Source organism: Staphylococcus americanisciuri (genome assembly GCF_024814435.1).
In the GTDB taxonomy this organism is placed as follows: Bacteria; Bacillota; Bacilli; order Staphylococcales; family Staphylococcaceae; genus Staphylococcus; species Staphylococcus americanisciuri.
On the sequence record NZ_JANUXY010000007.1, the window covers coordinates 60,701 to 85,207 of the forward strand.

Sequence of the window (24,507 nt, forward strand, 5' to 3'; positions counted from 1 at the left end):
ATTAAAATACTTGTTCTACCTCAATCACACCTGGTACTTCTTCTACAAGCGCACGTTCAATACCTGCCTTTAGTGTAATCGTACTACTTGGGCATGTTCCACAAGCACCAAGCAATTGAAGTTTTACAATCCCATCTTCAACATCAACTAATGCACAGTCACCACCATCACGCAATAAAAATGGGCGCAACTTCTCGATAACTTCCGCTACTTGATCATACATCGTTGTATCTTCAGTTGGCATATGCAATGCCTCCTTTCAAGGTAAATGGTTCATATTCTTTCTTTTTCTTATTATAATAGAAATGGTATTGAAAATCTATTGTATTAATTAGGGGGATACTCAGATGACAAAAGTAAGCGTAATAGTATATGGTGCTGAAACCGTATGCGCAAGTTGTGTCAATGCACCGAGTGCACGCAATACATTTGATTGGTTACAAACACTATTACCTAAAAAATATCCAGAGCTTGATTTTTCATTCACATACATTGATATTATTAACGATGTCGATTGCTTAACAGACCATGACGAACAATTTATTGAACAGATTCGCAATGACGAACTCTTCTATCCGCTTATCACAATGAACGATGCTTATGTGGCAGATGGCTATATTCAACTTAAACCACTAAAACGCTATATCACAAAGACGTTTGGTGTCACTGATACAACGGACTAATCGTTAAAAAACGGCAATATCTCCTAACAAAACTTGAGATACTGCCGTTTTTTTATTTAGCAAATACTTGATTACGTGCAGATTTACCATGTACAACGTCTTCAATATTTAACACACATGTTTGTACCATCTGATCACGTGTTAACACCGTAGCACTACCAATATGTGGTGTGATCAGTGCATTCGGTAACTTGAGCAGTGGGTGATCCATACGAATAGGTTCATCGCGTACTACATCTAAAGCACAACCCGCAATTTCACCAGTCTTGAGTGCCTCAACTAAATCTTCTTCTACCACAATATCGCCACGACCAATATTGACAAATATGGCGTCATTGCGCATCATTTTAAATACTGCTTTGTTGAACTTATTCTGAGTTTCAGGCGTTGATGGTGCTGTACACACTATAAAGTCACTCTCACGAACCAGTGTTTCAAACGAAGTATAAAATGCACCAAGCTCATGTTCCGCCTTCGTATTACGTGTACGATTATGGTAAAGGATGTCTGCATTAAACCCTTTTAAACGGCGTGCTAACGCTCTGCCAATCTCACCCATACCAAATATACCGACTTTCGCGCGATAAATGTCTTTACCAGCAAGAAGATAGGGTCCCCAGCTTTCCCATTTACCTTCTCTGACATAATCAATTGCTTCAGATAAACGGCGAGAAGCTGCCATCATTAATGAGAACCCTAGCTCGGCAGTAGTTTCTGTTAGGACATGCGGCGTGTTAGAAATTACGACTTGACGTTGTTCTGCTTCAACTAAATCAATATTGTCATAGCCTACTGCCATATTTGCAACAATTTTCAAATTCGGTGCATGCTCAAACAATGTACGATCAATTTGCTCGCTCAAAGTCACAAGCAATACTGTTTTATCCGCTGCAACGTCTAAAAATTGGTCACGTGGCATTGGTGTTAGATGATGATCCCACATTACGACTTCACCGAGTGCTTCTAAACGTTGCTTAAATTTTTCAGGAATTCGGCGTGTTACTAAAATTTTCTCCATGTCATCACTGCCCTTTTTCAATTTCATTCAACAAGACTGTTAAATCTTTAATACTATATGTTGGTGGTATGTCTTTTGCTAACGCTTCTTCTTTGGATGTTACACCTGTTTGCACATGAATCGTATCAATTCCAATATTAATACCTGACATAATGTCTGTATCGTATAAATCACCAATCATCGCAACACCTGATTTGTCTAACTGCAATATATCTAACGCTTTTTGCATAATAGGTTTTTCAGGTTTGCCAATAAATATTGGTTCCGTTTTGGATGAGACTGTTACAACACTTGTCAAAGAACCATTACCTGGTAAAAAGCCCTGCTCTTTAGGAATCGATGGATCTTTATTTGTTGAAATGAACGTTGCACCACGTTGAACGGCTAGTGTTGCCTTTGTTAATTTTTCATAGTTAATCTGTTCATCCAAGCCAACAACGACGTAATCCACATCAATTGCATCTTTTACAATCAAGCCCGCGTCTGTTAATGCCGATTTCAAACCTGTATCGCCAATCATATAGACTGTTGCTTCTGGCTTTTCGCTACTAATGTAATCTGCTGTCGCCATTGCAGACGTTACCACTTCTTCTGGTTGTGCTTCAATACCGATTGATGCCAACTTTTCTACCACATCTTCGGGTGATTTCGTCGAGTTGTTCGTCACATATAAGTGTGGAATATCGTAACGATTCAAGCCATCAATAAATGCCGATGCCCCTTCGATTGGTTGGCTCCCTCTATAAAGCGTACCATCTAAATCTATTAAATATGCTTTGTATGTTTTCATCTACTATTGTGCTCCTTTGCCAAATGCTGTTACTGGTACATTTTCATTTTCCAAAAAATGTAAGACTTCCTCAATAAATTGTTGATAATAAGGTATCGCTCGATCGAACAAAGGTACTAAAGACGCACTGTCCAGCGTATCGTAAAGGTGAACAAATTGACGACGCACATCAATTGTTTCATGGAGTACGACTTTTGTCTCTTCTGATATTGCACCTTCTAATGCCAAAATATCAACAACATCTTTATAGTTGCCCGGATCGCGTAAAATGAATGCATCAATAATCATATTACCGATATCAACAGATGCCTCAATCAACATCTGAGCAACACGCTCAAATGCGTAGTGATTGGCTTTGACTGACTCATAATCTTCTGTTAATTGCTGTAAGTATGTGAGTTTTTTTGATAGTTGTTCTTTATCTACAAAATACATACACGTCACCTCTATTCCTATCTATCATATCATAATTTTGCACCGAACTTCATTTCTCGCTATACTTGCTATAAATGAATTTAAAGGAGTCGCTAAAAATGATAGATATGTTTTTATATGATGATATCGAGCCCTCACAAGTTCGGTTCGTTGGCTTTATTGGGGAAGAAAGTCGCTATGATCTAATATTACTCCAAACAGATAGACATTATGGCAAAACACTTGTGCTGAACACACAAACAAATAAATTCGGTATTATTGGCACAGATGACTTAGAGGAAGAAGGTTACATTGCTTATATTCTAGGTGTCAATGAAGCGGAAGGCAAAGAAATCACAGAATATCTCAGTGATATCATTGCCTAACTGGGCAGTATGCCAACGCTTCAATGATACAAAAACACCCTTTATACAAAAGATGTGCTGATGCCTCTCATGCATAAAGGGTATTCATTATGATTCGCCTTGAATTGTCGGCTGAATTTTGACGTCTTTTAATTTATCTGCTTCATCAATATCAGCTGCTTCTAATGCGTGATATTGCTCGACTTCTTGTTTAGATAAACGACGAACAACGAAATAAGCACAACCAAAATTACAATACTCTAATAAATAATCTTGAATTGTAGAAAAACGCTTATTGAAATCCGCCTTTTTATAAGAATCTCGATAAAATCCTTTTAATCGGAGTTGGTCATAACCATAATCTCCGACAACAAAATCATACTTGTCGAGAATTTCTGAGTAGCGTGCGATAAAATCCTCTTCATTAAAGCCAGACCGATATGATTCAATCAATTCGAAATAGTGATTGCCTGCCTTGATCATCCTCGTATCACCTAATTATTATGAATTAAGCTGCTCATCGCCAAGACGTTGCTTTGCTTTAGCTGCCTCATTAACTTGCTCATCAGCATGATATGAACTACGTACTAACGGACCAGCTTGACAATGTTTAAAACCTTTTTGCATTGCAACTTTGCGCAGTTTACCAAACTCTAGTGGTGTGTAATATTTTTGTACTTTTAGATGCTTACGTGATGGTTGTAAGTATTGACCAATTGTTAAAATATCTACACCATTCGCGCGTAAATCATCCATTGTTTCATGAAGTTCTTCAATGGTTTCACCTAAACCAACCATGATACTTGATTTCGTTGGGATATCAGGTTGTAATTCTTTAGAACGACGTAAGAATTCCAGCGTACGATCATAAGTTGCACGTGCACGCACTCTTGGTGACAAGCGACGTACTGTTTCGATATTATGATTCAAAATATCTGGACGTGCAGCCATTAAAGTTTTCAACGCTTCATAATCCCCACCCATATCTGATGGTAAGATTTCGATTGTTGTATATGGGTTACGTTCACGAACTTTGCGTACTGTTTCAGCATATACATTAGAACCTGCATCCTTCAAGTCATCACGTGCAACAGCCGTAATAACAACGTGCTTCAAGTTCATCATTTCTACAGACTCTGCCACGCGTTCTGGTTCACCTAAATCCAATTCGTTTGGCAACCCTGTCTTAACAGCACAAAAACGACACGCTCTCGTACATACAGCGCCTAATATCATAAATGTAGCTGTACGACGTGCACCCCAACATTCATGTATATTTGGGCACTTAGCTTCTTCACATACGGTATGCAAGTTTTTCTCACGCATCATCTTCTTAAGGCCAGTGTAGTTCTCGTTAGTATTTAACTTTATTTTCAACCAATCTGGTTTGCGTAAAATTTCTTCATTTTTTGTAGCCATAGCAGCGGATACCCTCCTGTGAAATTTAACTCTTCGTTTATTATAACGGACTTTCTGTAAAATTAAAATGCACTTGCTTTATGTTTTAACTGCGTTGAAGGTGTGCTTTAAAAATATCTCTCAAAAATTCCGGCATTAGATATTCCATCTTTTGCCCTTTCAACATTGGAAAATAGCGACCAAAAGTGTACATATCAACTGTCCCGAGCACATATATTTTATCATCTTCTATTTCTTCACCTTTAATAAAATAGCGATTGCTCGATGCGATATAACCGGCATCATATAAAATATATCCACCAAAAACATCTCCTCGAAAACCCAGACCTTGAGCTCGTTCATACATATACGTCTGTTCACGTGCAGTGAGCAAGATTTCTTTAAGTGTACGCCCAGAAACTTTGGCACGCACCGTATTAATAGGATGCGGTAACATTTGGTGAATATCGTACTCTGTTAATACTTTATCTTGATAGCCTGTAACCATAAGACCAGCATTAATAATCGTACAATCCGCACCTATAAATTCATGAATACTTTTCGCCAATTCATAGCTGGCTTGTGTGATAAAATTCGTCTCTCTCTGCAACGTCATTGCTTGAGAAACTACTGGCTGATCTAACAATTGACGCCCTTCTTCATCAAAGTAAGTCGACACTTTGGGCAAAGTTTCTAACGGATGTAGTATCGCTTGCTTATTGACAATTTGCTTGTTCTCAATATCCAATGTCACTTCGCCTAAAAAATGACCATATTTACCTGCTGCAGCCATCAACACACCATTCACCATTTTACCTTCTAAAAAATGATGATGTGTATGTGCACCAAGTATCACATCCGCTTCAGGTAATACTTCACACAACTGTTCATCGAAAAAGATACCTACATGACTCAATACAATCAAGATATCGTATGCTCCTGCATATCGCTTCACTTCATCTTGTATCGCCGCAAGTGGATCTGTCACAACCCAATCTAATGCACGATAAAAAGGGGTAAAGGCTGCGGTCACTCCAACAAAGAGAAAACGCACGCCTTCTATCTCTCTAATATGTGCCTGAACAAAATGATTGGGCAATTGTCCCTTTACATCAAAAACATTTGCACATGTCACCGTAAAGCGCGCATCATCATACAACGTGTTCAAGGCATCATGCGCCATCGTCATACCTTCATTATTACCAATTGTCACAATATCGCACTGTGCTTCGTTCAACAATTGCACATTTCGTTTCCCCATCGTACCTTCTGTCACGGGTAAAGATAAATCTATATGATCACCAATATCTACATATAACGATGGATGATCAAGCTGAGGACGATGTTCTGCCATGTACGCAGAAATGCTCATGAATGCATCGAGATGACTATGTATATCATTCGTATGATAAAGTGTGACACGCATCTATATACACCTTCCTTTAGCTAAAAAATGAGCTTGTAATTAAATAAATACCTAAGATTAACATGACAATTCTTAAAATAAGCACCACCGTATCTGACTTAACCGTTCGATTAATTTTAACGCCAAGTTGCGCCCCTAGCCAACTTGCAATAATTAATATCAGGCTATAGCCCCATAAAACATGGCCCAAGACGATGTGACCAATCGAACCTGTGATACTCGAGAAAAAAATCATCATCATACTCGTACCTACAGCAACATGTGGTGGAAAACGAAATACGAGTAACATCAATGGTGTCATCAAAGCACCCCCACCGATACCAAATAAACCTGATGTTAGACCAATAAGGAATGACATAGTAATTGCAATAGATGGGACAACACCGTAGCGATATGTTTCACCATGTGCGTCAGTAAATGATTTCATATAACGTTCCTGCTGAAATGCTTGGATAGGTGGAATTTTATGACGAATCATTAATAAAATCGCAATAAAAATTAAAAAGATACCAAAGTAACGATTGAATGAATGTAATGTTAAAAATTGGCTAAGATAGGCACCAATGAGCGCCCCAGGAATAATACCCACGGAGAAAATCATACCGTTTTTAACATCAACTTGTTGTTGCTTTAAGTAACCAAGCGTAGATGAGAGCCCCGTTACAATCAGAATAATTGAAGATGTTCCAATCGCAGTCTGTGGAGTAATCCCTTGAAGAACATCGAGGGTAACACCAAAATAAATTAATGTTGGCACGATGATAATACCGCCACCAATACCTACAATAGAACCGATAACAGCTGATAAAAAACCAACTAATATTAAAATAATGACACTCATAATAACGTCTCCTTAAAATAGCTTTAACTGTTGTGGTGCCAACCCCTCATAATCAATACCGAGATAGCGCTGCAATGTTTTAGCGTTTCCTGCCGCATGGCCTCCCGAATTATTGTTAAAAATCACATAAATCTTCTCTGCCTTATGTTCAAGTATCCGTATATTCGTCGCTAATTCTGTTAATTCTTCGTCGCTATACTGGTACAAGTAACGAACATTGCGCCATTCTTGATCCGTCATATCTTTTTTCGTCCAACCATTTACATTACGCCCATGCAAACGAACTAACCCCGTTGCATGTGTAATACGATTCACAAACGGCACACAGCCTTCACCAACCTGTGGCTCATCACATACCGCATGAATCAATTGGTTGTCAGTTAAAAAAGTAAGCGTATGTTCTTTCATATCATCAGAAAACCATGAACGATGTCGAAACTCAATACATACAGGGAGATTTTCTAATTGCTTACGCACATAACGAATATAGTTCACATTCGGTGTTGTACAGTCAAACCATGGTGGAAACTGTACTAGCACCATCGCTAACTTATCCGCTTCAATTAACGGTTTCAACATTAACCGAAATTCATGAAATAAATCGTCTATCGATTCCGCAAAATCGTGATAATCTGCATGTAACGTCAACGCTTGATGAATCTTCACAACAAACTTAAAGCGATTCGGTGTTTCTTTCACCCATTTCACCATATTACGTTCAGGTTGAATAGCATAATATGAGGCATCCAACTCCACAATTGGAAAGTAACTCGCATATGTCGTTAATTTGTCTGTTTTTCTCTGTAAATCTTCATATAAGCTATCATGGTCTCCCCATCCTGTCAGGCCAATCTCTATCATTCAATTTCTTCCTTTCTATTTTAGCACATTCATCGTACCACACTGACAACAACACCTTATAGCATTCTGTTTTCACCTCTAAAAAGCAGGCACAACTACAAGTTGAACTGGTCTACTTATAGTTGTGCCTCCGTCATAAGTTGATGTATCAAATTTTTACATCTGTATCTCTGGATAGTCGTGCACCTTGTCCACTCCATATATGTGTCCATTCCGCTTGACCATTTTTGCTGCTGTTGCACGTATTTGTTTTGTCAAATCATTTTGAATTGGCTATGGCAAAACTTGATGCTTAATGCCTCCTATCAATATCAGCATTTCGTATCCCTCTTGTTGCTTTACCACTTAAGATTCTGTTTCAATGCTGTTTAAAATAACTGATGCGCCGATTTTACGCCACTTTCTCAAGTCGTTAAAAATGCAGTGCCAAGTTGAACATACGCTTTATTTTCTACTAACGAATACGATTTAACTTTTCTTGTTCTTCACGATCCAATTCATCTTCAATTTCCATGCCTAACATTTCTTCAATTAAATCTTCATGCGTAACAATTGCGTCCGTACCACCGTACTCATCCAAAACAATCGCCATATGTTTACGTGTAATAGTCATCTTACGTAATACCCACTCTGCACGGTTGTGCTCGTACACAAATAATGGTTCAGAACAAAAGTCCATCAATGTTTTTTCAGGTGTTTTACTCCACGCCAACAAATATTTCGAGTGAAACACGCCAACCACATTGTCTATATCTCCTTCATAGACTGGATAGCGTGTATATGGGTGATTCATCACAACATCGTAAACTTCATCGTACGTATCTTCTACTGATAAAGATGTCACATTGACCCGTGGCGTATTGCTGACATCATCAATCTTTAAACGATCAAAATTCATGACACCTTGAATACGATTGCGTTCCATCTCATTGAAAGCACCTTCTGTTCCAGCAATGGCAACCATTGTCCGAACTTCTTCTTTCGACATCTTCTCTACTTCACGTCCGCGCGATAAAAAGTGTGTCAAACCATCTGTAATCGCATTAAGAATGACTGTAACAGGTCGAAAAATAATCATGAAAAAACGAATGATTGGAAACACGAGTCGTGCAATTGGGTCAGCGAATGTCGCAGCAATAGACTTAGGAATCACTTCCGCAAACATAATAATGACTACTGTTAAAATTGCTGATGCCACACCAACGTTGATACCCATATCCACAGCAAGAATTGTCACAAGTGTCGGTAATAAAATATTGGCGATATTATTCCCTATTAAAATTGTTGTAATAAATTCGCTCGGTTTCTCTAATAACTTTAATAACTTTGTAGCCTTTGCATTTCCATTATCAGATTCTGATTTGAGCTTTACTTTGTTTACTGCAGTCAGTGCTGTCTCACTTCCCGAAAAGAAAAATGATACAAAGATTAATAAAATGATCGCAATGATCACTAAGCAGTCCTCCTCATCAACTGTTGCATTTAATAAAAAACGCTTCTACCATCTTTTATTGGCGAAGCATTATATACAATTATATTTTCTTATATGACTGTTTGAAAAGCAAGCAACAGGTATCCATATTCTACGATGGAACAATGCAAGAGGGACAATCATGAAATTTTATGAACACCGCACATTGAACAACGTTTTATTCAGTAACAACTAATCGTTCAGGATACCTTATTGCTTTTCAATTCTATGTGCAAGTGTCATAACCCATAATTTCTGTTTCTATTCGTTTGTCACCCTCATTTCTTTGTCTTGTTCATCTGACATTTCGTTTTATTTATCAGCAGCTACAAGTGATATTACTTTTACTTCGCTTATAAAGCTTTCAAATCGACTAGCATACATTCTCTAACACCATTAATCTATAGTGACACCTGTAAATGGCTTCATCAATGCGATAGCACCAATAACGATCATACCTAATAAACCATATATTAATATCGCTTCTACAATCCCCACTTTTTCAGAAATCACTCCTGAAAGGGCGTAACCAACACTTGATAAACCAGTTGATAAAGCAACCATGCCACCCCTCACTCTGCCTAGATAAGAGTTAGGTACATATTTCTGTAAAATTGTCGTAAATGGCACATTGAATAATGAAATAAACGTACCTAGTAAAAATAATAATACCATTGCTATACCGATTGTGTGATTAAAACTTAAACAGATAATACACATACTTTGTAACAGAGCTGCAATAATAAACCAATGAAATAGTTTTTGTATTTTGAATTTGCCAATCAAATAAGCCATACTCATACCACCTAAAATACTAGCTATTTCTAATATAGAGTAATGAAATGATTGACCTTGTAACACCTTAGACGTATACGGAATAAGCAATGTGACCGTCGGCGTAATCGCTAAGTTTGCTGCAATAGCAGTGACCGCAATCCACAATAACCACCTTGTTCTAAAAATATAAGTAATCCCATTTTTCCATAGTACAAAATAATTAGTTGATTCCTCTGTTTCTTCATTAACTTTATACGTTTCTTGAAGAAAATAGAGTAAAATATAGCCGATAAAAAATGAAACTGCCTCGATAAGTAAAATCATTTCCATCTCAATGACTGCGATAATAATACCACCTAATAACATCCCTATTAAAAATCCCATACGGTCAAGTATAGATAACCAAGAATTTGCTGTGACATATTCATCTTCTTTAACAATCCTTGTAATAATCTTAATTGATGAAGGATCATAAATAGATTACAAAGCAACTAAGAGAATCATCATAGTGACCATATAATAAATGCTTATATCAAAAAAATACATCATCAATCCTACAGAAAGTAATAATATACAACGAATCAACATCGTCGTTCTCATCAAAATTTTAGGATCATATTTATCGCAAAGTGGCGTTAAAAACAAATTGAACACAAAGCCCGCTAAAAAAGTTGCTGTTGTTAACAATGTTAATGATGTGACCGTCGTCTGTTCAAAATAATACCAATACAATGCAATATATGTCATAGATGCCCCCAACGTCGACACACAAGATGCTAAAAATAATAATGTATAATTCTTGTTAATCATTGTCCGATCCCCTTTTATAACATTCAGTAAATATATGGTGTGATTTCTTTTGATACAAATTTCATTTAAGTTAGCCACCTATAACTATTGAATCACTCATCAATTTTGGTTGTCGAACCTGTTGAGAATGGATTAATTTTAATTCTTCTAGCCTCAACAGGTCATCAAAGCTAAGTATTTAGCCTTGGATTATTTAATAGAGACTAAATACTGTGCCATTTCATGATGTGCTGTACTGTAATTCAAAATCTTATCTAGGATAGTCATTCATATATTATTGTATTTTCTTTATAAATAATTCTGAGATATTAGATATATTATGTGCTTTCGGTATAAAACGATGAATCATTTTTTATTAGTTTTCACTAGTTCCAATTTGAATTCATTGTATCAAATCACTATATCAATAGATTATCACATCAATTTACTAATAATCATTTTGTTAGAATTTTGTACAAAAATCTTAATAAAAAGATAATTACGGTATAATGATACTTTAATATTATATTGAGAAGGAATGATAAAATGAATATTCTTCATAATATTAGAGACGGAAAAAACCTGTCAAAATTCGATATTTATAATGGCTTAATGTCCAAATATGCATATGATAAGCTAGAAAAAGATATATCTAATGCAATTGTAGGAGACCTTCTATTATCATTAGATAGGTTAGGGATTTCTATTGAAGAATTTATATTTTTATCTAAAGATGATAGTAAATTATCAAAGTATCATTTGATAAAGGAAATTAAAAAACTAGAAATTTCAAACAATGAAAATGAACTTATGTGTTTAATGGAAAAATACAAGTCGTTAGATAAAAATATGTACTATCTTTTAAAAAGTATCCATTATATGCATCACAATGAGTATGATAAAGCTAAAAACTTCGCCCAAAAAATATGGAATAGCTTGAAGTCTTTTAACGCCTATACGCCTAGTGATATCTTTTTGTTATCTCATATCTTTTATCTATTTCCATTATCTCAAAGCAAAGGCATTATACAGATATTAGAAAAAAATTTTGTCGCGCTTAGAAACTTTGACGAGTTTTATAAAACAGAAATTGCATTTTATTTAAACGCTGGTAGATATCTATCTGAGTTAGATTTTCAGAAAAGTAAATCATTTTATGATAAAGCATTAAAACTAGCTATAAAATATGAAAACGGTAAATACGCTGGTATTGCTTATGTAAGAATTGGACAATTAACTAAAAATATAAACGATATAGAAAAAGGAAAGTATTTATTAAATATTTTTTCACCTAGTATATGGCATTATCTTAAAGATGATATTTAACGGCCACTATTTTCCCATCATAGAGGCTGAACAACCTAAAAAAGGTATCAAGCCATCTAAGTAAACGTCTTAAATGGCTTGATACCTTTGATTTATTAATCTATAGAAAACGACTTATTCTATTATTAACATGATATATACAAGAGTAATTAACGAATTCCTATTATTAAATCTTTTCTTTCAATTACTTTGATGTTCTCTTGATTTAAACTCATAATATAATCTCTTTCACTTTCCATATCTTCTTCAAGGATAAATGTTAATTTTTCTTTATTCATGATTGCATGTAATGCAAGTGATCTTATTGTATGCATTGCCTGATTCGACTTATTGATTATTTTAAAACTTTGTGCTCTACCATTAACATCATTAACCATAAAATCGACTCTTATTCTGTCTTTTTTATTTTCTCCTCTAATAACATAAGACTTATTAACTTCTTCATATGTTTTTCTCAAATATGCATCAATATATTTTTTCTTTTCTTTATCTGTCATTTTCTTGTCATCACTCATAGAGGGGTACAAAACATATCTTGTTGTGTCCTCAATAAATTTCTCCGCTTCTGCTAAAGTACTAAATAATTTTGTACTAATATTATCAAACTTAAAATTATTAACATAATGAAATGTGAATTTTGACAACTCTCCATGGTAATTTAGAATATTTTCTTTTATGGCATTTAACATCATATTAGTAAATAATGGATCAAGCTCATCATCAAATGTATAAAGTTTTTTCTTTTTAGGCATTATATTAAAGTAATTTTTATAATACGACTCACCCTCAACTTGAAATGCAACTGCCACTGCTATATTTGATATTAAAAATACATCAGGATAATAATTCAAACTAGCATACTTAACTTTAAACATTTTAATCACCTCACTAAATAATGCTTTATCTCTTTTATTATATAATCAAAAGCCCGTATATTCCTGGATAGATATCTTTTTAAAATCTCGGGCAACTTCATCTATTGTCTTTTCATCAATTGTTCTATTTTCAATCAAATTTTGATGTCCACCATAGGAAAATACTTCATCAACAATTTCTTTTATACTTGGTAATGGTTGTCTCAAAACATCAATCCATATGCATTGCCCGGGGAAAATGTGCGTATAATCAATTGGAAATAAACGTGCTTTCTTCCCTTTTTTTGGCATCTTTAATAATAAATTCCCTTTATTTCTATCGTAATTTGCAATAAACACATCAAAAATTATTAATTTAATAATTTCTTCAATATCGATTGCCTCTGTGTATACTGGGCTATCAATTTGTATCACTGCATTTTCAAGCTTTGTATATGAAAAAATATCATCATTTTTGATTGAATACTCAGGTGCCAAATAATTCTTGGTTTTATTCTCTTTAAAAATAGCAAACCCATATTCAGGAGTTGGAATACCTAGTTTACTTGCCAAAGAATATCCCACATATTCATTAAATAAAGCATAATGACCTTGAGGATTGTTTATGTGTTTAACAACAACAACTTTATTTTCTATTTTGGCATATAGCGGGTCTGTCGAAAAATACTCTCCTACTAAACTCGTGATTTCTGTTAATTGTTCCACCAATCTTTTCTCCTTATATATTTAAGTGTTTGGAGTTTACTATATATTCTGAAAAATATCTAGAAAAATATTGAACAATCTAAAAAAGGTATCAATCCATCTAAGTAAACGTCTTAAATGGCTTGATACCTTTGATATATCTTAACCGATACTTCCTTCCATTTCGAACTTGATCAAACGGTTCATTTCAACTGCGTATTCCATTGGTAATTCTTTTGTGAATGGCTCAATGAAGCCCATAACGATCATTTCTGTCGCTTCTTCTTCAGAGATACCACGTGACATCAAGTAGAAGAGTTGTTCTTCAGATACTTTAGATACTTTTGCTTCGTGTTCTAAAGAAATGTTGTCATTAAAGATTTCGTTGTAAGGAATTGTATCTGATGTTGATTCATTATCTAAAATCAATGTATCACATTCGATGTTAGAACGTGCACCTTTCGCTTTACGTCCGAAATGTACGATACCGCGATAAACAACTTTACCGCCATCTTTAGAAATTGATTTTGATACAATTGTTGAAGATGTGTTCGGTGCTTTGTGAATCATTTTCGCACCAGCATCTTGAACTTGTCCTTTACCTGCGAATGCGATAGATAATGTGCTACCTTTTGCACCTTCACCTACAAGGACACATGCTGGGTATTTCATTGTGAGTTTAGAACCCATGTTACCGTCTACCCATTCCATGTTACCGTTCGCATGGACAAGCGTACGTTTTGTTACAAGATTGTACACGTTGTTCGCCCAGTTTTGAATTGTTGTATAACGAACGTGTGCGTCTTTGTGTACGATAATCTCAACAACTGCTGAGTGCAATGAGTTAGTTGTGTACACTGGTGCCGTACAACCTTCAACGTAGTTTACTGATGAACCTTCGTCCGCAATGATTAATGTACGTTCGAATTGACCCATGTTTTCAGAGTTGATGCGGAAGTACGCTTGTAATGGTGTATCTAACTTCACGTTTTTTGGTACATAGATGAATGAACCACCTGACCATACTGCTGAGTTCAATGCAGCAAACTTATTGTCGGCTGCTGGAATTACAGATGCAAAGTACTCTTTAAATAAGTCTTCGTTTTCTTTTAAAGCTGTATCTGTATCTTTGAAAATAATACCTTTTTCTTCAAGGTCTTTTTCCATATTGTGATATACAACTTCTGATTCATATTGTGCAGAAACCCCTGCCAAATATTTTTGTTCTGCTTCCGGAATACCTAATTTATCAAAAGTACGTTTAATTTCTTCAGGTACTTCATCCCAAGAACGCTCTGAACGTTCTGATGGTTTAACGTAGTATGTGATATCGTCAAAATCTAATTCTGACAAGTCGCCGCCCCATTGTGGCATTGGCATTTTATAGAATAATTTTAATGCTTTGAGTCGGAAGTTTAACATCCATTCCGGCTCATCTTTCATATTTGAGATTTCACGTACAATATTTTCTGTTAGGCCACGTTCTGATCTGAAAATCGATACGTCTTCATCATGGAAGCCATATTTATAATCGCCCACATCAGGTGCTTTCTTAGCCATCAATCATCACTCCTCTATATTCTTAATACCATAACATGCGTGATGCATGCGTTATATCATCAAGCACTACTCGTCTTCTGTTGTGCCTTTACCTTCTTTTTCAACAGTTCCTTTTTCCAATGCTTTCCATGCAAGTGTTGCACATTTGATACGTGCTGGGAATTGTGACACGCCTTGTAGTGCTTCAATGTCTCCCATATCTTCGGTGATTGTATAATCTTCACCAAGCATCATTTTCGTGAACTCTTGGCTCATTTGCATTGCTTCTTTCAAGCTGTGTCCTTTAATCGCTTCTGTCATCATAGACGCACTTGACATAGAAATCGAACAACCTTCACCTTCGAATTTTGCGTCATGTACAATGCCATCTACAATATCGAATGTTAAGTGGATACGATCGCCACATGTTGGGTTATTCATATCAACAGTCATCGTTCCATCTTCAATAACCCCTTTGTTACGTGGGTTTTTATAGTGATCCATAATCACAGAACGATACAATTGGTCTAAGTTATTAAAATTCATATGAGAAAAACTCCTTCGTTTTCTTCAATCCTTCGACAAGTTGATCAACATCTTCTTTCGTATTGTAAATGTAGAAGCTTGCTCGTGCAGTAGATGAGACGTTCAACCATTTCATAAGCGGTTGTGCACAATGATGTCCAGCACGTACTGCTACACCTTCTGTATCAAGTGCTGTCGCAACATCATGTGGGTGGACGCCATCCATATTGAATGTAATCACACCGGCACGTTTATCTACAGCTGGACCATATATCGTAATACCTTCAATTTGAGACATTTGTTCATAGGCATATTGTGTTAATGCTTGTTCATGTGCATGAATCGCATCAAACCCAATCGCTTCAAGATATTCGATAGCTGCTTGTAAACCAATCGCTTGTGCAATAAGTGGTGTACCTGCTTCGAATTTCGTCGGTAAGTCTGTCCATGTACTCTCATAAAGCCCTACAAAATCAATCATATCGCCACCAAATTCAATAGGCTCCATATGTTGTAAGTGCTCACGCTTACCGTATAAAACACCGATACCTGTTGGTCCTAGCATTTTATGACCGCTAAAGCTATAAAAGTCTACATCAAGCGCTTGGACATCTATTTTCATATGTGGTACTGATTGAGCACCATCAACAGCGATAATCGCACCATGTGCATGTGCGACCTCAGCAATAGCTTTCACATCGTTAATTGTCCCTAGAACGTTAGAAACATGTGCTACAGCCACAATCTTCGTCTTATCTGTCACTGTTTCCTTAACAGCATCAAGTGTCAATTCGCCATCTTCTGTCATCGGAATAAACTTCAATGTTGCACCTTTACGCTTAGCCAGCTGTTGCCATGGCACAATATTCGCATGGTGTTCCATTTCTGTTACAACAATTTCATCGCCCGCTTCAATGTACGCATCGCCATAGCTGTGTGCTACAAGATTAATAGATGCCGTTGTACCACGTGTGAACACAATTTCTTCAAAGTAACGTGCATGAATGAAGCGTCGCACCGTTTCACGCGCGCCTTCATATCCATCCGTTGCCAACGATCCAAGTGTATGCACACCGCGGTGAACATTCGAATTGTAGCGCTCGTAATAATCGTCTAACGCTGCAATCACTTGCTTTGGCTTTTGGCTTGTGGCAGTCGAGTCCAAATAAGCAAGACGTTTACCATTCACTTGTTGTCCCAATATTGGAAAGTCTTGTATGATTGCTTTTACATCTAATTGTGTGTCAGCCACGTCTATCACAGACCTTTCTAAAGTTATGTTATTTACCTACTTTAAGCTCGATAACTTCACGTAATTGTCGTTGTACATCTTCAATCGGTAATTCACGAACAACCGGATCTAAGAAACCGTGGATAACTAAGCGCTCTGCTTCTTCTTGTGAAATACCACGACTCATCAAGTAGTAAAGTTGTTCTGGGTCTACACGACCGACAGATGCTGCGTGACCTGCTTCTACATCATCTTCATCGATTAATAAAATTGGGTTCGCATCACCGCGTGCATTTTCTGACAACATTAAGACACGAGATGATTGATTCGCTGCTGAACCTTTACCACCGTGTTTAATGTGACCAATACCGTTAAAAATAGATGATGCATTTTCTTTCATAACACCATGTTTTAAGATGTAACCATCTGTTTCTTTACCATATTGTACAATTTTAGATGTTAAGTTAATTGTTTGATCACCACGACCCACAACGACTGATTTCAAGTCTGATGTTGAACGATCACCGATTAGGTTTGTAGTGTTATCAATAATTTGGTCGCCTTCATTCATTAAACCAAGCGACCAGTTAATAGACGCATCAGCAGCTGTGACACCACGACGGATGATATAACCAGTAAATCCTTTGTCTAAGAAGTCCACAGAGCCATATGATACCTTCGCATTCGGTGCGGCAATCACTTCCGAAATAATGTTGATTTGGTTACCTTCACCACTCGCTGTAGATAAGTAGTTTTCAACATATGTGAGTTCTGCACTTTCTTCTGTCACGATTAACACATGATTGAAAAAACTTGCATTTTCATCGTCATGTAAAACTACATATTGAATTGGGTCAGCAACTACAACATTTTTAGGTACATATACAAATACCCCACCATTCATCAATGCTGCATGCAATGCTGTTAAACGATGCTCATCAACAGTTACTGCATCTTTCATATAGTATTTTTCAACAAGGTCGCTGTGATTTATCAGCGCTTCACTAATATGTTCAATAATCACACCGTCTTGCTGTGCTTGTTCATTCACTTTTGTAAAAGCTAAAGCGTTGTTGTGTTGAATAATGAGATTTTCTATATTTTCAACATCAATAATACGATCAATTTCTGATGGTAAGTCATTGAGATTATCAAATGTAGCACCTGTTGTATGGTGTTGTTTGAAAGAATCGAAATCCCATTTGTCGATTTTTGTTTTATCTGGTTTTGGCATTTCTAAAGACTCAGCTTGTACTAACGCTTCTTTTCTTAGCGTTGTCATCCAAGAAGGTTCGTTTTGAGCCTGTGAATAATCAACAAGTTGCGCTTCAGAAATATTTAATGTTTCAGTCGTCATAATTATTTCCTCCTATATTGATGATTATTACTTCGCTTCTAACGCTTCGTATTCTTCTTTAACCCACTCATAACCTTCTTCTTCAAGACGTTTCGCTAGTTCAGCTCCACCTGATTTTACAACAATACCGTTGTACATTACGTGTACGTGGTCAGGTGTGATGTAGTTCAATAAACGTTGATAGTGCGTAATGATTAATGCACCGAATTCTTCGCCACGCATTTCATTGATACCTTTTGATACAACTTTTAATGCATCGATATCAAGACCTGAGTCAATTTCATCAAGGATAGCGAATTTAGGTTGTAACATCATTAATTGTAAAATTTCGTTACGTTTCTTTTCCCCACCTGAGAAACCTTCGTTCAAGTAACGTTGTGCCATATCTTTATCCATTTCTAAGAAGTCCATCTGTTTATCTAACTTCTTAATAAATTGCATTAAGTTGATTTCTTGACCTTCTTCACGTTGCGCATTGATTGCTGAACGTAAGAAGTCTGCGTTTGTTACACCAGTGATTTCTGATGGATATTGCATTGCAAGGAAAAGACCTGCCTTAGCACGTTCGTCAACTTCTAATTCAAGAACGTTCACACCATCTAATAATACTTCTCCTTTAGTAATTTCAAATGATGGATGTCCCATGATTGCAGAAGATAATGTTGACTTACCTGTACCGTTTGGACCCATGATTGCATGTATTTCACCAGTGTTAATTGTTAAGTTAACACCTTTTAATATTTCTTTATCGTCAATAGAAACATGTAAATCTTTAATTTCTAATACTGATGGCATTGATATTCCCTCCAAATATATGTTTGATTCCTTATACCAGTTTATAATAATTTTAATCTAACGTCAAAATCATTCTTTAATTGTACACGCCTTATTATAACTGAAATAACGTGTTTTATAAACCTATTAAGATTGCAAATCCGTGTGTTAAATGATTCACGAATAAATCCAATTTTAGAACTGTTATTGATAAAAAGTTGTATGCTGTTCTCAATCAGTCTTAAGTCCTATGATTATTGATCAACAGTTGTGGCAATATTATGGTATGATGAAAAGACCTATGATGAAAGGAAATACTTTTTATGTCTAAATTTAAACTTTCGAATATTCCACGTGGGTTTGCCATGGGTATTAGCGATCTTATTCCCGGCGTCAGTGGTGGTACAATCGCTTTACTATTAGGAATCTATGATGACTTTATTGCCTCAGTAAGTGGCGTATTCTCAAAAAACTTCAAAAAAAGCATCGCATTCTTACTACCCATTGTGATTGGTATGGGGCTTGCGATCGGTAGCTTAAGTAGCGTGATTAACTACTTACTAGCAGAACACCCTATGCCAACGATGTTTTTCTTCTTTGGCTTAATTTTAGGAATTATTCCATTTTTAGTACGCATTTCAAAAATCAAACAGACTTATACAGCTAAGCATTGGATTATTTTAGTTGTATCGATTGCGTTGCTTGCGGTAATGGCTTTCTTTAAAGGCGACGCAGCACACGGTGCACCATCACATATTGATTTATCTGCACCCATGTTAATCAAATATTTCATTGCTGGTATTTGTGCTTCAAGTGCAATGCTATTACCAGGTATCTCTGGTTCTTTTGTATTATTATTATTTGGCGTATACAGTACTGTGACCTATTCAATTTCAGAATTTGTACGTTTCAACTTCCAAGGTCTGCCCGTTCTTATAATTGTCGGTTTAGGCATTGTATTTGGATTTTTAGTAGCAAGCAAACTTATCACATACTTGTTACAACATTATACGTATATGACATATGCCGCTATTTTAGGTTTGGTTATTGGATCTCTCTTCTCTGTCTTCCCAGGTCTACCATCAAGTGTTTTAACATGGATTATCTCAATCGTTACCCTTATCTTAGGTTTTGTAATTAGCCATGTCTTAGGAAAATACACAACCGCTTAATCACATTTTAAAAGCAGTATCACAAGTTGTTCACACGACTCATGATACTGCTTTTCTTTTTATATCATCTGAATAATATAGGCTATAACAAGAATAACTACTGATAAGGCTACCGTAACAATACCAATGGGTGCGTACTTATTGACTAATGCTTCATATTCGCTATCTGGTGCTTGTCGTCTTTTCAAGTTCCAAACATTGGTTAACAAATACATTGACTCAACTAGCGATACGATTAACACGATTGTAAGGATTGTTACCATCTTAATCCCCTCTCCATCAATATACTCATTTGTACATCACATAATTTCTTACAACACCATTTAAACAAACCATCACAATTATGTCATCTACTTTTATTGATGATTTATATTATTTTAATTTCATTCCTATCAAAATAACATCCTTACTTTAATAAGTTATATATTGTATATTGCGATTTGTCAGGTCTGATTCTGTGATATTTTTTTATCGCATCAATTAAATCATATTGGATATAAAAATCTTCAACAAATTTAATATTCTTCACTTTTTTACCGGTGAGTTGATTCATAAATAATGATGGTTTCTGATCGCTTTTCACTTTTTGATATTCTTTATATTTATTCATAGCCATAATCATCAACATTTCAATTTCAGGACGAGTTACAACACAAAGTTGCTGATCCACATTGTGTGAAAACATCTTTTTTAATTTTAATTCATGCTGTTTGTCCACTACTAAGATAATCGTTATTTTATTCTCATACTTCAATGTGAGATATTTTTGTGTGAACTTTGTAGCATTTCTAAATTCGCCACCTAAAGCCTTCTCATCAATTAGACGACTTCTATTAAAAAACAACCTATTTTCATCAAGTAACTTGTCGATTATATACTTTTCGCATTCTCCCTCGCATATCAGAGCAATGTAATTATTGTTATTAATTATACTGCGCATTAGTTCCCCCTTAAATAATGACTAATATCTTTTTTAATATTTTGATAGCTCTTGTAATCAGGAACAGTATCCACTACTCCACTTAAAAATATTTCACTTTTTTTCTTATCAGATCTATCATATTCACCCAGTCGATCAGACAACTTTTTCACTTTAATCGCTTCTTCTTTATTTAAAACATATATACTATCACTTCTATCAATTCCATCTAATATCTCAACATAATGTGTACTAAATAGTAAAGTCGCTTCATTGTTATTAATATCAGACAAGAAAAACTCTAAAATACTTGCAACGATTCGCTTATTTAAATGATTTTCAATTTCGTCAATTATCAGATACCCACCTCTTGATAGAACCGTTACTATATTGGCAAATATATTTAGTCCTTTGATTGTCCCGGATGATAAAATATCTCCTAAATCAGCAATACCTGAAGTGTGTATCACATCGGAATTTTTAAATTTAATTTCAAATTTTGGTAAAGTATGTTTTTTAAAATGATACTTTTCCTCATCTTTAATTCTAAATATCTCCACACTAGGATCTAAATACCTTATAAATGATTCATTAGTCAAATTGTTCAAGTAATATGCAAAAACATTCGTATCTGTTAGATTAATCAATTCAAATACTTTCCCACTTCTGTTTTCTTTTTCATTTAAGACTGCTGAGAAAATTGAGTCTTCATCTTTCAAATATGAGTTATTTAAAACGCTTCTATTTTGTATGTGGTCATATAACTCATCATTAAAAATATTTTTCTTATTTACTCTTCTACTGACTTTTCTCAAGTACAAATCCTCATCATAGAAATATAATTTAGAGTTGGCATCTTCTTTATTCTCTTTCATTATAGTGGATTGAATTAGATAGATATCGTTTTCCTTCTCATCGTACAAGTACATTTTTACGTTTAATTGATCACTAAAATTCTTTGATAAGTTAGTATGAAATAAGATGCTATCATTATCTATATAAATCGATAATAAACTTTCTATTATTGCTAAAGTTGTTGTTTTACCAGAAGCATTAATACCAACAAATGATATTGAATTTTGTTTATAGATACTATTAAATAAGTGCGTAACAGTTGCATTAGTCTCATAGGCACTAACTTTTTTACTTGCTATAAAATCAACCTTTAATTCTTCATTTTCAAAGTTACTCAATCCATTTACTATTATTCTTAAAGCTTTCATAATAACATCCTCTTCTCATAATTAGCTTTAATTTATATTAACGTATTTTCTGTAATTTTACTACACTTGCGGCGAATATAAGTTGATATCGCTTTTTAATAACATATTTTTCGTTTTTAGTTACAATCATGCTTATTCAATCAGTATTATGCTAATAAATATAAAACACTTCTTCTCCAAATACTCCCTTATTAATATTAATCAACTTCTCTAAACTAACCTTATTTATAAAACCCCATAAACGCTCGTTTACAGGGTTTTGTGAATATTGTATTATTTCGCTGGAATTACCGCACCATCATACTCTTTATTAATGAAATCACGTACTTCATCTGATTGTAAGGCTTTGATTAAGTCTTGGAACTTCTTGTCATTCTTATGTCCTTTTTGTACAACTAATACGTTAGCGAATGGTGAAGATTCATCTTCTACTGCAATTGAATCTTTTAACGGTCTCAATCCATTATCAATGGCGTAGTTAGAGTTCATGATGACAGCATCACCTTCATTATTATTATATGTTTTCGGTAAGAACTCTGCGCCTTGTTGGTTATCAAACTCTAAATGTTTTTTGTTTTCAATAATATCATCTAGCTTAGCATCTTCTATTTTGATACCTGGTTTTATTTTTATCAGACCTTCTTTGACGAAAAATGATAAGAAACGACCTTCTTCTGCCGGATTATTAGAAATATAGATTTTTGCACCGTCTGGTAAGTCTTTCAAGCTTTTATGTTTCTTACTGTATACGGCCATTGGTGTTGTTAATACTTTACCTACTTCTTCAATTTGATAGCCGTGAGATTTTTGCTCAGCTTTTAAATAAGGGACATGCTGGAACATGTTAGCATCAACATCCCCTTTGTCTAATAACTTGTTTGGAATTTTATAGTCATTTACTTCTCTCACTTCAACGTCATAGCCATCTTTTTTTAGAATTTCTCCGGCTTTTCGTGCCACTTCACCATGTGGTGTTGGTGTCGCCGCTATCACAATTTTTTTATCTTCTTTAGCTGCTTCTTTTTTATTACCACATGCAGTTAATGCAATAGCAACTGCTGCTAACAAAACGATTACAAATCTTAAATTTTTCATGAAATACCCCTTTCTTGTACCCATCTACATTGAATTTAGTTATAAAAAAAGACGGGGTCACGCTGTGATTCATAACAACGTGCTCCCATCTTGCTTATTTAGTTCTCAAGGTAACTTTATTTTGCTGGTACTACAGCACCTTCATATTTTTTGTTGATAAAATCTTTAATATCTTTTGATTGTAAAACTTCCATCAATGCTTTGATTTTCTCATCATCTTTGTGACCTTCTTGAACTGCAATCAAGTTAGCGTATGGGTTGTCTTTACCATTTTCAACAGCAATAGAATCTTTTTGTGGGCTTAACTTTTGCTCAATCGCAAAGTTAGAGTTGATGATGACTGCATCACCTTCATTGTTTTGATAAGTTTTTGTTAAGAATTCTGCTGATTGCTTGTTGTTGAACTTGATATTTTTTTTGTTTTCTACGATGTCATCAAATGTTGCGTCTTGGATTTTAACACCATCTTTGATTTTGATTAAACCTTCATCCACAAAGAATTTTAAGAAACGACCTTGCTCAGCTGGATTGTTTGAAACAAAGATTTCAGCACCATCTGGTAAGTCTTTCAAGCTTTTATATTTTTTTGAATAAACAGCCATTGGCTCCAAGTGTACGTTACCTGCAGATTCAATTTTATAACCTTTTTCTTTCTTCTCAATCTCTAAGTATGGCGTATGTTGGAAGAAGTTAGCATCTAATTCTCCAGCATCTGTTAATTTGTTAGGTGTCGTATAGTCATTGATTGTCTTGATTTCTAAGTCATAACCTTTTTCTTTCAAAAGTGGTTTGGCTTGTTCTAAAATTTCAGCGTGAGGTGCTGGTGAAGCGCCAACAACAATTTTTTTGTTGTCTTTCGCTTCATCTTTGTTGCCACATGCCGCAAGTGCGACAGCTAAAACGAAAATAAGTGCAATGGATAAAATTCTTTTCATATTTTTAAGCTCCTTTTTT

28 protein-coding genes are annotated in these 24,507 nt (G+C 35.2%); 4 read left to right on the plus strand and 24 right to left on the minus strand.

The features are described 5' to 3' along the window. Position 1: 1 nt before the first annotated feature. The gene (locus tag NXS11_RS07920) at positions 2-244 is read right to left on the minus strand and encodes a NifU family protein (RefSeq protein ID WP_044360536.1); all 243 of its coding nucleotides are present in this window, start codon (positions 242-244) and stop codon (positions 2-4) included. Positions 245-347: 103 nt separating this feature from the next. Between NXS11_RS07920 and NXS11_RS07925 the strand changes: the two genes are divergently transcribed. Then, complete coding sequence (locus tag NXS11_RS07925) at positions 348-683, plus strand: YuzD family protein (RefSeq protein ID WP_259200377.1); 336 nt, start codon at positions 348-350, stop codon at positions 681-683. A 52-nt stretch (positions 684-735) separates the two neighbouring features. Here NXS11_RS07925 and NXS11_RS07930 read toward each other — a convergent pair whose 3' ends face one another. The 3 genes from NXS11_RS07930 to NXS11_RS07940 are packed head-to-tail and all read right to left on the minus strand — an operon-like array spanning position 736 to position 2,926. Beyond that, positions 736-1,701 carry a 2-hydroxyacid dehydrogenase gene (locus NXS11_RS07930; RefSeq protein WP_259200379.1) on the minus strand — a complete coding sequence of 322 codons (966 nt, stop codon included), beginning with the start codon at positions 1,699-1,701 and terminating at the stop codon, positions 736-738. 4 nt (positions 1,702-1,705) lie between these two features. Beyond that, positions 1,706-2,491, minus strand: a complete 786-nt coding sequence (gene nucF / locus NXS11_RS07935) for a 5' nucleotidase NucF (protein ID WP_259200380.1) — start codon at positions 2,489-2,491, stop codon at positions 1,706-1,708. 3 nt (positions 2,492-2,494) lie between these two features. Next, complete coding sequence (locus tag NXS11_RS07940) at positions 2,495-2,926, minus strand: DUF86 domain-containing protein (RefSeq protein WP_259200381.1); 432 nt, start codon at positions 2,924-2,926, stop codon at positions 2,495-2,497. Between the two features lie 98 nt (positions 2,927-3,024). On the opposite strand from NXS11_RS07940, the gene NXS11_RS07945 reads away from it, so the two are divergent. Further along, positions 3,025-3,291 (plus strand): DUF3055 domain-containing protein, encoded by a 267-nt coding sequence (locus NXS11_RS07945; protein WP_259200382.1) that lies wholly within the window; start codon positions 3,025-3,027, stop codon positions 3,289-3,291. An 87-nt stretch (positions 3,292-3,378) separates the two neighbouring features. Here the strand turns inward: NXS11_RS07945 and NXS11_RS07950 are convergent, their stop codons facing one another. From NXS11_RS07950 to NXS11_RS07985, 8 genes are all read right to left on the minus strand, one after another. Continuing rightward, positions 3,379-3,753: a YutD family protein gene (locus NXS11_RS07950; protein ID WP_259200384.1), complete on the minus strand. Its 375-nt coding sequence runs from the start codon at positions 3,751-3,753 to the stop codon at positions 3,379-3,381. An 18-nt stretch (positions 3,754-3,771) separates the two neighbouring features. Continuing rightward, positions 3,772-4,689, minus strand: a complete 918-nt coding sequence (gene lipA, locus NXS11_RS07955; RefSeq protein ID WP_373319394.1) for a lipoyl synthase — start codon at positions 4,687-4,689, stop codon at positions 3,772-3,774. Between the two features lie 85 nt (positions 4,690-4,774). Beyond that, positions 4,775-6,094 carry a bifunctional metallophosphatase/5'-nucleotidase gene (locus NXS11_RS07960; protein ID WP_259200385.1) on the minus strand — a complete coding sequence of 440 codons (1,320 nt, stop codon included), beginning with the start codon at positions 6,092-6,094 and terminating at the stop codon, positions 4,775-4,777. A 16-nt stretch (positions 6,095-6,110) separates the two neighbouring features. Next, the gene (locus tag NXS11_RS07965; RefSeq protein WP_259200387.1) at positions 6,111-6,935 is read right to left on the minus strand and encodes a sulfite exporter TauE/SafE family protein; all 825 of its coding nucleotides are present in this window, start codon (positions 6,933-6,935) and stop codon (positions 6,111-6,113) included. A 12-nt stretch (positions 6,936-6,947) separates the two neighbouring features. Continuing rightward, positions 6,948-7,796: a DUF72 domain-containing protein gene (locus NXS11_RS07970; RefSeq protein ID WP_259200389.1), complete on the minus strand. Its 849-nt coding sequence runs from the start codon at positions 7,794-7,796 to the stop codon at positions 6,948-6,950. 454 nt (positions 7,797-8,250) lie between these two features. Next, positions 8,251-9,249, minus strand: a complete 999-nt coding sequence (locus NXS11_RS07975; protein ID WP_259200390.1) for a hemolysin family protein — start codon at positions 9,247-9,249, stop codon at positions 8,251-8,253. Between the two features lie 414 nt (positions 9,250-9,663). Continuing rightward, on the minus strand, positions 9,664-10,521 hold the full coding sequence (locus NXS11_RS07980; protein ID WP_308445706.1) for an MFS transporter: 858 nt from the start codon (positions 10,519-10,521) through the stop codon (positions 9,664-9,666). A gap of 3 nt (positions 10,522-10,524) precedes the next feature. Next, the gene (locus tag NXS11_RS07985; RefSeq protein WP_259200391.1) at positions 10,525-10,854 is read right to left on the minus strand and encodes an MFS transporter; all 330 of its coding nucleotides are present in this window, start codon (positions 10,852-10,854) and stop codon (positions 10,525-10,527) included. Between the two features lie 525 nt (positions 10,855-11,379). On the opposite strand from NXS11_RS07985, the gene NXS11_RS07990 reads away from it, so the two are divergent. Beyond that, the gene (locus tag NXS11_RS07990) at positions 11,380-12,159 is read left to right on the plus strand and encodes a hypothetical protein (RefSeq protein WP_259200392.1); all 780 of its coding nucleotides are present in this window, start codon (positions 11,380-11,382) and stop codon (positions 12,157-12,159) included. Positions 12,160-12,308: 149 nt separating this feature from the next. Here NXS11_RS07990 and NXS11_RS07995 read toward each other — a convergent pair whose 3' ends face one another. The 7 genes from NXS11_RS07995 to sufC form a co-directional block, all read right to left on the minus strand. Beyond that, positions 12,309-13,034 carry a hypothetical protein gene (locus NXS11_RS07995; RefSeq protein WP_259200393.1) on the minus strand — a complete coding sequence of 242 codons (726 nt, stop codon included), beginning with the start codon at positions 13,032-13,034 and terminating at the stop codon, positions 12,309-12,311. Positions 13,035-13,079: 45 nt separating this feature from the next. Continuing rightward, positions 13,080-13,739 carry a HipA family kinase gene (locus NXS11_RS08000; RefSeq protein ID WP_259200394.1) on the minus strand — a complete coding sequence of 220 codons (660 nt, stop codon included), beginning with the start codon at positions 13,737-13,739 and terminating at the stop codon, positions 13,080-13,082. A 141-nt stretch (positions 13,740-13,880) separates the two neighbouring features. After that, entirely contained in the window at positions 13,881-15,278 is a 1,398-nt protein-coding gene (gene sufB, locus NXS11_RS08005; protein ID WP_259200395.1) for a Fe-S cluster assembly protein SufB, read from the minus strand. Between the two features lie 66 nt (positions 15,279-15,344). Then, positions 15,345-15,803, minus strand: coding sequence for a Fe-S cluster assembly sulfur transfer protein SufU (sufU, locus tag NXS11_RS08010; RefSeq protein WP_103358340.1), 459 nt, complete (start codon positions 15,801-15,803; stop codon positions 15,345-15,347). Then, complete coding sequence (locus NXS11_RS08015) at positions 15,793-17,034, minus strand: cysteine desulfurase (RefSeq protein ID WP_373319395.1); 1,242 nt, start codon at positions 17,032-17,034, stop codon at positions 15,793-15,795. The genes sufU and NXS11_RS08015 overlap by 11 nt, the downstream gene beginning before the upstream one ends. 28 nt (positions 17,035-17,062) lie before the next feature. Then, the gene (gene sufD / locus NXS11_RS08020) at positions 17,063-18,370 is read right to left on the minus strand and encodes a Fe-S cluster assembly protein SufD (RefSeq protein ID WP_259200398.1); all 1,308 of its coding nucleotides are present in this window, start codon (positions 18,368-18,370) and stop codon (positions 17,063-17,065) included. Between the two features lie 27 nt (positions 18,371-18,397). Further along, positions 18,398-19,165 (minus strand): Fe-S cluster assembly ATPase SufC, encoded by a 768-nt coding sequence (gene sufC / locus NXS11_RS08025; protein ID WP_259200399.1) that lies wholly within the window; start codon positions 19,163-19,165, stop codon positions 18,398-18,400. Between the two features lie 302 nt (positions 19,166-19,467). Between sufC and popT the strand changes: the two genes are divergently transcribed. Then, on the plus strand, positions 19,468-20,316 hold the full coding sequence (gene popT, locus NXS11_RS08030) for a polyprenyl-phosphate transporter PopT (protein ID WP_259200401.1): 849 nt from the start codon (positions 19,468-19,470) through the stop codon (positions 20,314-20,316). Positions 20,317-20,375: 59 nt separating this feature from the next. Here the strand turns inward: popT and NXS11_RS08035 are convergent, their stop codons facing one another. The 5 genes from NXS11_RS08035 to NXS11_RS08055 form a co-directional block, all read right to left on the minus strand. After that, positions 20,376-20,579 carry a hypothetical protein gene (locus tag NXS11_RS08035; protein WP_259200403.1) on the minus strand — a complete coding sequence of 68 codons (204 nt, stop codon included), beginning with the start codon at positions 20,577-20,579 and terminating at the stop codon, positions 20,376-20,378. Positions 20,580-20,722: 143 nt separating this feature from the next. Beyond that, the gene (locus NXS11_RS08040; protein WP_259200404.1) at positions 20,723-21,256 is read right to left on the minus strand and encodes a hypothetical protein; all 534 of its coding nucleotides are present in this window, start codon (positions 21,254-21,256) and stop codon (positions 20,723-20,725) included. After that, a complete protein-coding gene (locus tag NXS11_RS08045; RefSeq protein WP_259200407.1) occupies positions 21,256-22,458 on the minus strand; it encodes an AAA family ATPase in 1,203 nt (400 codons plus the stop codon). The genes NXS11_RS08040 and NXS11_RS08045 overlap by 1 nt, the downstream gene beginning before the upstream one ends. A gap of 273 nt (positions 22,459-22,731) precedes the next feature. Further along, the gene (locus NXS11_RS08050; RefSeq protein WP_259200409.1) at positions 22,732-23,553 is read right to left on the minus strand and encodes a MetQ/NlpA family ABC transporter substrate-binding protein; all 822 of its coding nucleotides are present in this window, start codon (positions 23,551-23,553) and stop codon (positions 22,732-22,734) included. A 116-nt stretch (positions 23,554-23,669) separates the two neighbouring features. Next, complete coding sequence (locus NXS11_RS08055) at positions 23,670-24,488, minus strand: MetQ/NlpA family ABC transporter substrate-binding protein (protein ID WP_259200411.1); 819 nt, start codon at positions 24,486-24,488, stop codon at positions 23,670-23,672. Positions 24,489-24,507 lie beyond the last annotated feature (19 nt).

Bases quoted from the DNA above. Each gene is read 5' to 3' on its own strand.
- NXS11_RS07990 (WP_259200392.1), top strand. From the start codon at position 11,380: ATGAATATTCTTCATAATATTAGAGACGGAAAAAACCTGTCAAAATTC.
- NXS11_RS07925 (WP_259200377.1), top strand. From the start codon at position 348: ATGACAAAAGTAAGCGTAATAGTATATGGTGCTGAAACCGTATGCGCA.
- lipA (WP_373319394.1), bottom strand. From the start codon at position 4,689: ATGGCTACAAAAAATGAAGAAATTTTACGCAAACCAGATTGGTTGAAA.
- sufC (WP_259200399.1), bottom strand. From the start codon at position 19,165: ATGCCATCAGTATTAGAAATTAAAGATTTACATGTTTCTATTGACGAT.
- NXS11_RS07950 (WP_259200384.1), bottom strand. From the start codon at position 3,753: ATGATCAAGGCAGGCAATCACTATTTCGAATTGATTGAATCATATCGG.
- NXS11_RS07965 (WP_259200387.1), bottom strand. From the start codon at position 6,935: ATGAGTGTCATTATTTTAATATTAGTTGGTTTTTTATCAGCTGTTATC.
- NXS11_RS07985 (WP_259200391.1), bottom strand. From the start codon at position 10,854: ATGATTAACAAGAATTATACATTATTATTTTTAGCATCTTGTGTGTCG.
- NXS11_RS08040 (WP_259200404.1), bottom strand. From the start codon at position 21,256: ATGCGCAGTATAATTAATAACAATAATTACATTGCTCTGATATGCGAG.
- sufU (WP_103358340.1), bottom strand. From the start codon at position 15,803: ATGAATTTTAATAACTTAGACCAATTGTATCGTTCTGTGATTATGGAT.
- NXS11_RS07945 (WP_259200382.1), top strand. From the start codon at position 3,025: ATGATAGATATGTTTTTATATGATGATATCGAGCCCTCACAAGTTCGG.
- NXS11_RS08045 (WP_259200407.1), bottom strand. From the start codon at position 22,458: ATGAAAGCTTTAAGAATAATAGTAAATGGATTGAGTAACTTTGAAAAT.
- sufB (WP_259200395.1), bottom strand. From the start codon at position 15,278: ATGGCTAAGAAAGCACCTGATGTGGGCGATTATAAATATGGCTTCCAT.
- NXS11_RS08055 (WP_259200411.1), bottom strand. From the start codon at position 24,488: ATGAAAAGAATTTTATCCATTGCACTTATTTTCGTTTTAGCTGTCGCA.
- NXS11_RS07930 (WP_259200379.1), bottom strand. From the start codon at position 1,701: ATGGAGAAAATTTTAGTAACACGCCGAATTCCTGAAAAATTTAAGCAA.
- NXS11_RS08035 (WP_259200403.1), bottom strand. From the start codon at position 20,579: ATGGTAACAATCCTTACAATCGTGTTAATCGTATCGCTAGTTGAGTCA.
- NXS11_RS07995 (WP_259200393.1), bottom strand. From the start codon at position 13,034: ATGTTTAAAGTTAAGTATGCTAGTTTGAATTATTATCCTGATGTATTT.
- sufD (WP_259200398.1), bottom strand. From the start codon at position 18,370: ATGACGACTGAAACATTAAATATTTCTGAAGCGCAACTTGTTGATTAT.
- popT (WP_259200401.1), top strand. From the start codon at position 19,468: ATGTCTAAATTTAAACTTTCGAATATTCCACGTGGGTTTGCCATGGGT.
- NXS11_RS07920 (WP_044360536.1), bottom strand. From the start codon at position 244: ATGCCAACTGAAGATACAACGATGTATGATCAAGTAGCGGAAGTTATC.
- NXS11_RS07940 (WP_259200381.1), bottom strand. From the start codon at position 2,926: ATGTATTTTGTAGATAAAGAACAACTATCAAAAAAACTCACATACTTA.
- nucF (WP_259200380.1), bottom strand. From the start codon at position 2,491: ATGAAAACATACAAAGCATATTTAATAGATTTAGATGGTACGCTTTAT.
- NXS11_RS07960 (WP_259200385.1), bottom strand. From the start codon at position 6,094: ATGCGTGTCACACTTTATCATACGAATGATATACATAGTCATCTCGAT.
- NXS11_RS08050 (WP_259200409.1), bottom strand. From the start codon at position 23,553: ATGAAAAATTTAAGATTTGTAATCGTTTTGTTAGCAGCAGTTGCTATT.
- NXS11_RS07970 (WP_259200389.1), bottom strand. From the start codon at position 7,796: ATGATAGAGATTGGCCTGACAGGATGGGGAGACCATGATAGCTTATAT.